Here is an 11,498-nt window from a genome sequence, read left to right as displayed (position 1 = left end):
TGGATCAGGCGAGGGAGGCTTGGTAACGGCGCATCCCGGCGAGCCAGCGATCGATGTCGCCGGTCTTGCGGGACGCGAAGACCTTCACCTCGGGGTGGGGCAGGATGAGGAACTCCTCGGCGGCCATGGCCCGCAGCACGATCGCCGCGACCTCGTCGGCCTCGAGCACTCCGCCGGCGTCGGTGACGGCCTGCGCGGCGCGGCGCTGCGTCTCGTTGGTGACGGGCCCGCCGCCGGTGAGCATGTCGGTGTTGACGCCCATGGGGCACAGGCAGCTGACGGCCACGCCCTGGTCGCCGTACGTGATCGAGAGCCACTCGGCGAACGCGACGGCGCCGTGCTTGGAGACCGAGTAGGTCGCGGAGCCGATCTGCGTCAGCAGGCCGGCCGCCGAGGCGGTCGAGACGAAGTATCCCGATCCGCGCTCGACCCAGCCGGGCACGAGCAGGCGGGCCGCGCGCACGTGCGCCATGACGTTGACCTGGTGTGCGAGGTCCCACTCCTCCTCGGAGGCGTCGAGGGACACTCCCCCGCCGACACCGGCGTTCGCGAAGTAGACGTCGACGGGGCCGAAGGACTCCTCGGCGGCGGCGATGAGCTTCTCGATCTGCTCGGTGCGGGACACGTCGCCGGCGACCGCGACGGCAGATCCGGGGGTCTGCTCGTTGAGGCGGGCGGCCACGGAGTCGACACCATCGGCCTTGAGGTCCGCCAGGACGACCTGTGCGCCGGCCGTGACCAGGGCCTCGGCCAGAGCGGCTCCGATGCCGCCACCGGCTCCGGTGACGACGGCGACCTTGCCGGTGATGTCCATGCTGCTCCTCGCGTCGGAAGGGGTGGTCGGGGTGACGTGGTTCACACCCTAACCTGAATTCGGGCTCAAGTTCAAGAACGGGTTTCGGGGCCGAGCGCGCCGGCCGGCAGACCGAGCAGATCGGCCAGCTGCCCGACCGTCCGCGCGGCACTCCGGTGCACGACGCCACCCAGCCCCAGGGCGTGCGCGGCGCGCACGTTGATCGCCAGGTCGTCGACCATGAGCGCCTCGCCGGGCGAGACGCCCAGCCGCTCGCACGCGATGCGGTACAGCGCCCGCGAGGGCTTGCGGACCCCCTCGCGCCCCGAGATCACCTGGACGTCGAACAGCGCGTCGAGGTCGTGACCCGTGTAGCAGTCGCGGCCGAGGGAGTTCGAGACCAGTGCGACCGCGATGCCGCGCTCGCGCAGGCTCTCGACGGCGGTGCGCATCGCGACATCGCGCTCGAGGCCGCGTTGCATCCGCACGATGAGGCCGTGCGGCTCGACCTGGACTCCGCGCGCCGCGAGTCCGCGGGCGACGGCCGCCTCGAACTCCTCGTCCTCGATGCGGCCGCACTCGTGCTCGACGAGCGCCGCGCTCGCGGCCTCGTCCTGTGCCACGACCTGCAGCAGCAGATCGGGATCGCCGCTGATCTCACGACTGCACGAGGCGAACGACTCGAAGACGCTGGTCGTCAGCACTCCCCCGAAGTCGAACAGGACCGCGCGCGGCGGCGCCGCGGACGCGAAGACGTCCTGGTCCTGCGGCGCCGTCGCGGAGGTCATCGCGCGCGAGCCGCGTCGCGGGCGAGCTCGAGCAGGGCGTCCTTGTCGATGGCCCGCTTCTGGATCTTGCCCGTGGCGCCCTTGGGCAGCGTGTCGACGAAGGAGTAGACCCTCGGGACCTTGTAGGCCGAGAGCCGCTCCTTGGCCCAGGTGCGCAGCTCCTCGCCGGTCACCTCGTGGCCCGGCGCGAGCGCTATCACCGCGGCGATCTCCTCGCCGTAGTGCTCGTCGGGGATGCCGACCACGGCCACCTCGACGATCGCGGGGTGCTCGTAGAGCACCTCCTCGACCTCACGGGGGTACACGTTGTAGCCGCCACGGATCACGAGGTCCTTCACCCGGTCGACGATCGTCAGGTAGCCGTCGGCGTCGAGTGAGCCCAGGTCGCCGGTCTTCAGCCAGCCGTCGACGAGCTCGCTCGCGGTGGCCTCGGGCCGGTTCCAGTACCCCTTCATGACGGTCGGCCCCTTGATGAAGACCTCACCGACCTCACCGACGGGCATCACCGCGCCGGTGGAGTCCCGCACCTCGATCCGGGTGCCGGGCAGCGCGGGCCCGGTCGTGCCGGTGCGCTGCTCGCGGTTCAGGTCGTTGAAGGTCGCCGCGCCGGTCGTCTCGGTGAGCCCGTAGCCCTCCAGGATCGAGCAGCCGAAGCGCTCGGTGAACGCCCGGATGACCTCGACCGGCAGCGACGCGCCGCCCGAGGTGGCCATCCGCAGCGAGGCGAAGTCCTCGGGCGTGAAGTCGCCCTCGGCGTGGAGCATGGCGTTCCACATGGTCGGCACACCCGACATCGTCGTGAGCCGGTCGGTCCGGACCATCTCGAGCATCTTGGCGGGGTCGAACGGGCTCAGCAGCGAGAACGAGGCCCCGACCGCGAGCGCCGTGTTCATGCACACGGCCTGGCCGAAGACGTGGAACAGCGGCAGCGCCGTGCCGAAGCGGTCGGCGTCGCCGAGCTCCAGCACGGGCAGGAAGGAGTCGACCGTGTCGACCAGGTTGGACGCCGTCAGCTCGGCGCCCTTGGGCCGCCCGGTCGTGCCGGACGTGTACAGGATGATCGCGGTGTCGTCGGCCTCGTGCTCGTGGGCCTGCACCAGCGGCTCGGCGTCGAAGCCGGCACCCGGGTCGACCTGCCAGAAGGGGACGCCCCGCCGCTCGGCCGCCGTGCGCGCGGCGTCGGCGCACTCGTGCCAGGCGATGACCAGCGACGCGTCGCAGTCGTCGAGGACGTAGTCGATCTCGGGGATCGTCGACATGACGTTCATCGTCGTGACGGTCACGCCCGCCGCGTGCAGGCCGTAGTAGACCTCGGGGAACTCCGGGATCGTCGGCGCGACGAACAGCACCCGATCCAGGGGCTGCAGACCGGCGGCACGGACCGCGCCGGCGACGCGCCGGTTCGTCTCGCGCAGCTGCTCGAACGTGATCGTCCGGGGAGACCGGATGGCCACCCGGTCCGGCTCGGAGTCGGCGTGGGCCCAGACGCGGGAAACGATGTTGACCATGTCGTCCTTCGATCGCAGGTGACGTGACCACACGTGGCGTGCGTCACAAGATGAACTTGGTTTCAGTTTTAGCACCTTAGTGGCGCCGCGTCACCTTGGGAACCCCCGCGCGGACGGCCAGGAACATGAAACTCGATTCAACTGTGGTTAGAGTGACGGCCATGACCACCGCCACCGCGCCCACGATCGACGACGTCTCCGACCTCGGGACCGCCCTGGCCCTGGTCGCGCCGGCCGAGTTCGAGGACGGCAACGGCCATGTGAACGTCGGCCACTACTACCGGCTGCACATGCAGGCCGCCGACGCGGCCTTCACCACGCTGGGCTTCGACGACGGCTACCGCGCCCGCACCGGCCACAGCATCTTCAGCGTGGAGCACCACATCCGCTTCCACGACGAGTCCCTGGTCGGCGACGAGCTGTCGGTCCATTTGCGGATCCTCGGCGTCGCCCCGAAGGCGATCCACGGGCTGACGATCATCGTCAACCGCTCCCGCGGGACGATCGCCAACACCCTGGAGTTCCTCGAGCTCCACGTCGACCTCACCTCGCGGCGCACCACGTCGATGCCCGAGGACCTCACGACGGCGTTGCGTGACCGGCTCCGCGAGCACGAGGCCCTGCCGTGGTCGCTGCCCCTGGCCGCGACCATGGGCGTCCGCTGAGCCCATCTCACGACCGGGCGCGTCCCCCGGCCCGGCGGTAGCGTCGTCGCAGAGCAGGAGGATGACCCTGCGCGACCGCGCGGAGGCCGCCATCGCGCGTTGCTGCGCAAGCGCGACGGATCGACCATCTGCCCCAGTGACGTGGCGCGCGTGGTCGGCGGAACGGACTGGCGGCGGTGGATGCCCGTGGTGCGGTCGCTGACCGACGCCATGGCCGAGGCCGGTCAGGTCGTGGTGACGGTGGAGGCGACCGTGGCGCCCGCGGGAAGCTCGCGCCGGACGGTGCGGGCGATCGAGGCACGGCGTGACGCTGCGTCCGAGTTGGCCTTCACGATCAGGCCGCGGGCCAGGCGCGGCGCCGGCGCCGGCGCCGGGTCGACGACGTCCGGTGGAGCGGCGACCGGCTCGGCGGACGCGCTGACGCCGACCACGGCGCTGGCCGTGACGACGGCGGAGACGATGAGCAGAAGGAGGTTGCGGCGCATGGCGGTGTCCCGACGGGAGGCAGCATCTCGTCGAACGAGACCCACCACTTCAGGCTACGTCCGTCGCATGCGTCCCGCCGCTCGTCCGCGGGCCCCCGTCAACGGGCCCGGACGACCTTGCTCGCCGCCGCCGAGCGGACCGTCGCGCTGCCCGAGTAGACCACGCGGAGACGGTGCTTGCCCTTCTTCAGCTTCGGCAGGGTGACGCGCAGCGTGCCGCCGTGCTTGGCCTGCAGCTTCCGCGTCGTGATCCGCTTGCGACCGTCGTAGATCCGCACGGTGCCCGTGGGACGCACGCCGGGTGCCGCGATCCTCACCGTCAGCGGCGCCCGCTTCGTGCGCCGGAACTTCGAGGGCACCGACATCCGCAGCGTCGCCTTCACCTTGGCCACCGGCTTCGGCGTGGGCTTCGGGGTCGGGGCAGCCGGCACGACCACCGACGTCGCCAACGAAGCGCCTGCGAAGGGGCCCGAGGCCACCGTGTCCCGCACGGTCAGCGTCCGACCCGCGTCCGCGGCGGTGATCCGGTACGCGGCGCCCGTGCCGACCTTCGTCGCTGCGCGCCACCACGTGAGGGTGGAGGCTCCGGCCGTCGTCAGGCCGGCCGACCGGGCCTGCAGCTGCTCGCCGAGCGCGGCGGTCCCGGTGACCCGCGGCGCCGCCAGGGGCGCCGTCACCCGCGACAGGTCCAGGATGCCCGCGCCGCACGACGTCCGGCCCGTCGTGGTGCAGTCCAGCTCGTCGGTCGTGAGCGACGTGGCTGCTCCGCCGATCGTCCGGCGCCCGTAGCGCACCGTCGAGAACGGCTGGACCGCCGACTTCAGGCCCGCCTCGACGGCGTCGGGGCTGGTGATGCCCAGGGAGTACAGCAGCGCCGCACCCGCGGCCACGGCCGGCGTGGCCATGCTCGTGCCCTGGTAGAAGGCGTAACCGGCCGCCCCCGGAGCGGTCGTGCCGAGGTTGACCGTCGAGAGGATGCCGCGCTCGGCCGACGACGTGGGCACCTGCATCTCACCGCCGGGTGCGGCGATGTCGACGCCCTCGCCCGCGGTCGAGTACCAGGAGCGATGCCCGGTGTCGCTCGTCGACGCGACGCTCACGAACCCGGCGCAGGAGGCGGGGACGCTGTGGCTCAGCGGCGCGATCTCCCGCGCGGAGTCGTTGCCCGCCGCAGCCACGAGCGTCGCCCCGCGCGCCCGGGCCATGGACGCGATCTCGCCGTACAGCTCGCAGTCCTGAGCGGCGTCCTCTGCCGACTCGTACGCGCCGCCGAGCGAGAGGTTGACGACCTTCGCGGGCGTCGGGTTCAGCGGGACGTCGTACTCGCGCAGGTCCACACCGGCCGCCCACAAGATCCCGAACACGATGTCCGTGTCCCAGCCGCCGCAGTGGCCCAGGACGCGGACCGGCTGGACCTTGACTCCGGGGGCGACCCCGGCCACGCCGAACCCGTTGCCCGCCTTGGCGGCGACGGTGCCCGCGACGTGCGTGCCGTGCCAGGAGCTCTCCGCCGTGTACTCGGACGGATCGTCGACAGGACCGAAGCAGCGCGTCACCAGTCCCTCGTCGCGCCAGTCCCCCGGATCGGAGGGGTCGGCGTCCCAGCCGTCGCCGTCACCGGCGTTGACGTACGTGCGGTCGTAGTAACAGGCGTCGCCGAGGGGCGTGCACTCGTCGTCGACGAAGTCGTATCCCGCGACGGTCTGGCCCTCCAGGTCGGGATGCTGGGTGATGCCCGTGTCCACGACCGCCACGACGACGGAGGGATCGCCCTGGGTGGACCGCCACAGTGCCGGCGCCCTCGTGGTGAAGCCGCCGTCCGTCGGCTGGCCGTCGATGGTGTCACGGGTGTCCCACAGGTTCCCCTGGATCAGGAAGCCCGGGTCGTCGACCTCGACCGGTGGCGCGCTGGTGGTCGTTCGCAGCGTGTCCGCGATGACCCACTCGACGTCGGCCCGCGACTCGACCTGCTCGATCGCCGCATCGAGCTCGGCGACGGGCACCGGCTCCTCCAGCCGCAGGACCGACAGGCCCGCCGGCGCGCTGGCGGTCGACGCCACGCCGTTGCCGGTGGGCAGCTCGGTGCGTGCGCTCCGAGCGATCGACGAACGCCGCGCGGGCGTGTCCGAGCGGGCCTTGACGATGAGGCCGCGAGCCAGTCGCGGCGCGGGTGAACCGGCGGGCTCGACCCGGGCGGACGGCTCGGTGACCGGCTCGGCCGAGGCACCGACGTCGACCATCACGGTGGCCGCGACGAGGACGGGAAGGATCAACAGGGGCAGGCTACGGCGCACGACGATTCCTGACGGGAGGGGACGTCTCGTCGAACGAGATGAACGTCAGCAGGCTACTGCTGTCACATCCGTCCCGTCTCGCGTTTTTCCCGACGCGGTCAGCGGACCCGCACGACCTTGCTCTTCTTGGCCCCGCTCACCTTTCCGCTGCCGGAGTAGACGACCCGGATGCGGTGCTTGCCCTTCTTCTTCAGCTTGGGCAGCTTGATGACGATCTTGCCCTTGTTCTTGGCCTTCATCTTCTTGACGGCGATGCGCTTCTTGCCGTCGTAGACCTTGATCGTGCCGGTCGGGCGCACGGAGGGCGCCTTGACCTTGACCGCCAGCTTCGCGCGCGTCGACTTCTTGAGCTTCGACGGCATGCCGAAGGCCAGCCGAGGCTTGACCTTCACCGCGACCGAGCTCTGGTGGAAGATTCCCGGCGTGCCGTTCGTGGCGCTGGACCGGACCGTGACGACCTTGCCGATGTCGGCCTTGCCGACCCGGTACGTCGGGCCGGTGGTGACCACGCGGCCGGCGCGCAACCAGGTGAGCTTGACGGTGGCGCCGTTCCGCCACGATCCCGGGGTCGCCCGCAGCGTGCCGCCGGGGCGGGGCGTTCCGCTCAGCCGGGGGGCGCTGATCGGGGTCTTGGCGGTCAGGACGCGGTGGGCGCTCACGACACCCGCGCCGCACTGGGCCGCCGAGCACCCGGCCGCGCGCCGCGCGGTGGCCTTGAGGACGCGCTCGAGGACGTCGGGGTGCGTGATCCCGGCGGTGTACGCCAGCGCGGCGGTGGCCGAGACGGCGGGCGCGGCCATGCTCGTGCCCTGGAGCCGGCCATAGGTGCCGGCCGCGGGGAACGCGGCCGGCGCCTTCGTGCCGCTGTTGTAGGTCGAGGCGATGGCGACGCCAGGGCCGGCCACGTCGACGCCCGCGCCGTAGTTCGAGAAGGGCGCGCGCGCTCCCTGCTGGTCCGTGGCGGCCACGGCGATGTAGCCGGGGCACGACGAGGGCACGTTCTGCGCGTGGTTGCGTCCGTTGTTGCCCGCTGCCGCGACGATCGTCGAGCCGCGCTTGCGGGCGACCGCCGAGATCTGGCCGTAGAACTTGCACATCTCCCGGACGTCCGCGGGCCGCGCCATCCATCCGCCCAGCGAGAGGTTGATGATCTTGGCCGGCGTCCGGTTCACCGGCACCTTGCCGTGACGTCCACCGTCGTGGCCGGTGACGTTCGCGCCCGAGGCCCACAGCACGCCCATCGCGATGTCCCAGTCGGTGCCGCCGCAGCGGCCCAGGACGCGCACCGGCTGCACCTTGACCGTGGGGGCGATGCCCGCCACGCCGATGCCGTTGTTGCGCTTGCCCGCGATGGTGCCCGCGACGTGGGTGCCGTGCCAGCTGCTGGTGCCCGCGGCCATGCCCCGGCACTGATTGTCGTAGTCGCGCCAGTCACCCGGGTCCGCGGGGTTGGCGTCCCAGCTGTTGCCGTCGTTGGCGCTGGTGAACGAGTTGCGATACCGGATCCGCGAACAGGCACTGTTCGCGCAGTCGTACTCGTCGTCGACGAAGTCACGGCCCGCCACGTACTGCCCGGCCAGATCGGGATGGTTCGTGAGGAGGCCGGTGTCGACGACCGCAACGCGCACGTTCCCACTGCCGGTGGTGATGTCCCATGCCTGCGGCGCCTCGACACCCCACGCACCGGTCAGGTTCCACAGGCTCCCGTCGCGGAAGCTCGGATCGTTCGCGGTGGCCGACGGCAGGCGGACCCCGTTGGGAACGACCCACTCGACCCGCGGGTCAGCCTCCAGCACCTCGATGGCGCCGTCGAGATCGTCGGACTCGACCTGCTCGGACAGCTCCAGCAGGCCCAGGTCGGCCGGCCCCGAGGCTGTCTGGGCCACGCCGACGTCGTCGGGCAGCTCGGCCGCAACGTCATCGACGAGGTCGGTCACGGCTCCGTCCGCACCGTCGGCGAGCTTGACGATGATGCCCCGCGCGGGCTCGGGCGCCTCGGTCGTGTTCAACGGCGCCGGGGCGTCGTCGGTGGACGCGATGGCCGGCAGCGTCCCCGCCGCGAGGGCGCAGGTCAGCGCCGCAGGCACGAGCAGAGTGAGTGGACGGCGCAACCGCAGCCTCATGATGGTGAACCTTCCCCGAAAACGTCGCCACCTCGGTCACGAGTGGCCCCTGATGGTAACCCGCCGCTGCGGCGCCCCCGCCCAGGTCGGCGCGGGAAAACGACGAGGCGCCCACCCCCGGGGGGATGGGCGCCTCGTACGAGAGGTGTTACTTGGCCTCGTCCTGCGTGGACTCGGTCGCCTCGTCGGCCGGAGCCTCGGTGACCTCAGCGGTCTCCTCGGCGGGCGTCTCGACGGTCTCGTCGGTCACGGTCTCCTCGACCGGGGCCTCCTCGACAGCCGGAGCAGCCTCGGCACGGGGGGCCTTCGGCGCGGCGGCGTCGAAGTCCTTGGCCTCCACGATCTCGATGACGGCCATGGGGGCGTTGTCGCCCTTGCGCGGACCGATCTTCGTGATACGCGTGTAGCCGCCCGGACGGGTGGCCATGGCCGGGCCGATCTCCGTGAAGAGCGTGTGGAGCACGCCCTTGTCGCGGATGACCTTGACGACGTGGCGGCGGTTGGCCACCGTGTCGGTCTTGGCCTTGGTGATGAGGTGCTCGGCGTACGGGCGCAGGCGCTTGGCCTTCGCCTCGGTCGTCGTGATGCGGCCGTGCTCGAACAGGCTCTGGGCCAGGTTCGCCAGGATCAGCCGCTGGTGCGAGGGGCTGCCGCCGAGGCGAGGACCCTTGGTGGGGGTGGGCATGTCGTTACTCCTGAATCAGTGGTGTCAGAGCAGTTCAGTACTGCTCGTCCTCGGCGAATCCGGCGTCCTCGTCGAACGTGTCGATGACGGCGGACGGATCGAAGCCCTGCGGGCTGTCCTTGAGCGACAGACCGAGCTCGGCGAGCTTGGCCTTGACCTCGTCGATCGACTTCGACCCGAAGTTGCGGATGTCCAGCAGGTCCTGCTCGCTGCGCGTGATGAGCTCACCCACGGTGTGGATGCCCTCGCGCTTGAGGCAGTTGTAGGAACGGACCGTGAAGTCCAGATCCTCGATCGCCAACGCGAGGTCGGCGGCCAGCTGCTCGTCCACCGGCGACGGGCCGATGTCGATGCCCTCGGCCTCGACGTTGAGCTCACGGGCCAGGCCGAACAGCTCGACCAGCGTCGAACCGGCCGACGCGATCGCGTCGCGCGGCAGGATCGAGGACTTGGTCTCGACGTCGATGATCAGCTTGTCGAAGTCGGTGCGCTGCTCGACGCGGGTGGCCTCGACCTTGTACGTGACCTTCAGGACGGGGCTGTAGATCGAGTCGACCGGCATGCGGCCGATCTCTTCGTCGCCCGTCTTGTTCTGGACGGCCGAGACGTAGCCGCGGCCACGCTCGACGACCAGCTCGATCTCGAGACGGCCCTTGTCGTTGAGCGTCGCGACGTGCAGGTCCGGGTTGTGGACCTCCACACCGGCCGGCGGCGTGATCGCCGCGGCGGTGACGTCACCGGCGGTGTCGGCCCGCAGGTACATGACCACGGGCTCGTCGATCGTCGACGACACGACGAGGTTCTTGAGGTTGAGGATGATCTCGGTGACGTCCTCGGTGACGCCCTCGATGGTCGAGAACTCGTGGAGGACACCGTCGATCTTGATCGAGGTGACGGCCGCACCCGGGATCGACGACAGCAGCGTACGACGCAGCGAGTTGCCGAGGGTGTAGCCGAATCCGGGCTCGAGGGGCTCGATGACGAACCGCGAACGGGACTCGTCGACGACCTCTTCGGACAGAACGGGGCGCTGTGCGATCAGCATGGTGAATCTTCCTTTCCGGTCCCACCGCTATATGAGGGCCGGGTTGGTGGATGAAGGTGAAGGATCAGATCTTCGAGTAGAACTCGACGATGAGCTGTTCCTGGATCGGGACCACGATCTGCTCGCGCACGGGCTTGTTGTGCACGAGGATGCGGCCACGATCGGGCGAGACGTCGAGCCAACCGGGCACGACATCGGCGTCATGGGTCTCACGGGCGACGATGAACGGCGTCGTCTCCAGGCTCTTGGCGCGCACGTCGATGATGTCGTGCTTGCTGACCTGGAAGGACGGGATGTTCGTCTTCACGCCGTTGACCACGAAGTGACCGTGGGTCACCAGCTGGCGGGCGTGACGGCGCGTGCGGGCCAGGCCTGCACGGTAGACGACGTTGTCGAGCCGGCTCTCGAGCAGGATCAACAGGTTGTCGCCGGTCTTGCCGGGACGGCGCGACGCGAGCTCGTAGTACTTGCGGAACTGCTTCTCGAGGACGCCGTAGGTGTAACGCGCCTTCTGCTTCTCCTGCAGCTGGGTGCGGTACTCCGACTCCTTGACGCGGGTGCGGCCGTGCTGGCCGGGCGCGTACGGACGGCGCTCGAAGGCCTTGTCCCCACCAACGAGGTCGACGCCGTAACGGCGCGACTTCTTGGTGAGAGGTCCGGTGTAACGGGCCATGGTTGATTACTCCTTGAAGAAAAGTCGACGACGCGTCAGAGACGACGGTGCTTGGGCGGACGGCAGCCGTTGTGGGGGCTGGGGGTCACATCAGAGATGGTGCCGACCTCGAGGCCGACGCCGCTGAGCGACCGGATCGCCGTCTCGCGTCCGGAGCCGGGGCCCTTGACGAAGACGTCAACCTTCTTCATGCCGTGGTCCATCGCCTGACGTCCGGCGGCCTCGGCGGCCATGCCGGCGGCGTACGGAGTCGACTTGCGCGAGCCCTTGAAGCCGACGGTTCCGCCGGAGGCCCACGCGATCACCGCACCGCTGGGGTCGGTGATCGTCACGTGCGTGTTGTTGAACGTGCTCTTGATGTGGGCTTCGCCCTGAACGACGTTCTTCTTCTCCTTGCGGCGCACCTTCTTGGCGCCGGAGTTCTTCGGGGGCATCGGCT

Annotated in this window: 11 protein-coding genes and 1 pseudogene; 2 read left to right on the top strand and 10 right to left on the bottom strand. The window is 70.4% G+C overall.

The features are described 5' to 3' along the window. Nucleotides 1-4: 4 nt before the first annotated feature. The 3 genes from NP095_RS02525 to NP095_RS02515 all read right to left on the bottom strand — a co-directional run bounded on the left by NP095_RS02525 (nt 5) and on the right by NP095_RS02515 (nt 3,089). Nucleotides 5-814 carry an SDR family oxidoreductase gene (locus tag NP095_RS02525; RefSeq protein ID WP_232417619.1) on the bottom strand — a complete coding sequence of 270 codons (810 nt, stop codon included), beginning with the start codon at nt 812-814 and terminating at the stop codon, nt 5-7. Nucleotides 815-885: 71 nt separating this feature from the next. Beyond that, nucleotides 886-1,581 carry an HAD family hydrolase gene (locus NP095_RS02520; RefSeq protein ID WP_232417620.1) on the bottom strand — a complete coding sequence of 232 codons (696 nt, stop codon included), beginning with the start codon at nt 1,579-1,581 and terminating at the stop codon, nt 886-888. Then, entirely contained in the window at nt 1,578-3,089 is a 1,512-nt protein-coding gene (locus NP095_RS02515) for a long-chain-fatty-acid--CoA ligase (RefSeq protein WP_232417621.1), read from the bottom strand. Before NP095_RS02515 ends, NP095_RS02520 begins: the two co-directional genes overlap by 4 nt. A gap of 161 nt (nt 3,090-3,250) precedes the next feature. Here NP095_RS02515 and NP095_RS02510 point away from each other — a divergent pair, with 161 nt between their 5' ends. Next, the gene (locus NP095_RS02510; protein ID WP_232417622.1) at nt 3,251-3,754 is read left to right on the top strand and encodes a thioesterase family protein; all 504 of its coding nucleotides are present in this window, start codon (nt 3,251-3,253) and stop codon (nt 3,752-3,754) included. Between the two features lie 141 nt (nt 3,755-3,895). Continuing rightward, nucleotides 3,896-3,943: pseudogene (locus tag NP095_RS15285) on the top strand (hypothetical protein); the annotation flags it as partial. Between the two features lie 35 nt (nt 3,944-3,978). Here the strand turns inward: NP095_RS15285 and NP095_RS02505 are convergent. The 7 genes from NP095_RS02505 to rpsK all read right to left on the bottom strand — a co-directional run bounded on the left by NP095_RS02505 (nt 3,979) and on the right by rpsK (nt 11,493). Next, nucleotides 3,979-4,239, bottom strand: a complete 261-nt coding sequence (locus NP095_RS02505; protein WP_232417623.1) for a hypothetical protein — start codon at nt 4,237-4,239, stop codon at nt 3,979-3,981. A 98-nt stretch (nt 4,240-4,337) separates the two neighbouring features. Further along, nucleotides 4,338-6,512, bottom strand: a complete 2,175-nt coding sequence (locus NP095_RS02500) for a S8 family serine peptidase (RefSeq protein ID WP_232417624.1) — start codon at nt 6,510-6,512, stop codon at nt 4,338-4,340. A 119-nt stretch (nt 6,513-6,631) separates the two neighbouring features. Beyond that, nucleotides 6,632-8,656 carry a S8 family serine peptidase gene (locus NP095_RS02495; protein ID WP_232417625.1) on the bottom strand — a complete coding sequence of 675 codons (2,025 nt, stop codon included), beginning with the start codon at nt 8,654-8,656 and terminating at the stop codon, nt 6,632-6,634. 148 nt (nt 8,657-8,804) lie between these two features. Then, nucleotides 8,805-9,341, bottom strand: coding sequence for a 50S ribosomal protein L17 (gene rplQ / locus NP095_RS02490; RefSeq protein WP_232417626.1), 537 nt, complete (start codon nt 9,339-9,341; stop codon nt 8,805-8,807). 34 nt (nt 9,342-9,375) lie between these two features. Next, a complete protein-coding gene (locus NP095_RS02485; protein ID WP_232417627.1) occupies nt 9,376-10,386 on the bottom strand; it encodes a DNA-directed RNA polymerase subunit alpha in 1,011 nt (336 codons plus the stop codon). A gap of 64 nt (nt 10,387-10,450) precedes the next feature. Beyond that, nucleotides 10,451-11,059, bottom strand: a complete 609-nt coding sequence (rpsD, locus tag NP095_RS02480; RefSeq protein ID WP_232417628.1) for a 30S ribosomal protein S4 — start codon at nt 11,057-11,059, stop codon at nt 10,451-10,453. Nucleotides 11,060-11,094: 35 nt separating this feature from the next. Next, nucleotides 11,095-11,493 carry a 30S ribosomal protein S11 gene (rpsK, locus tag NP095_RS02475; protein WP_078699099.1) on the bottom strand — a complete coding sequence of 133 codons (399 nt, stop codon included), beginning with the start codon at nt 11,491-11,493 and terminating at the stop codon, nt 11,095-11,097. Nucleotides 11,494-11,498: the final 5 nt, after the last annotated feature.

Source organism: Aeromicrobium duanguangcaii, assembly GCF_024508295.1.
Classification (GTDB): Bacteria; Actinomycetota; Actinomycetes; order Propionibacteriales; family Nocardioidaceae; genus Aeromicrobium; species Aeromicrobium duanguangcaii.
Note: the sequence above shows the minus strand (reverse complement) of the source record. Positions and strands in the feature narration are given on the sequence as shown.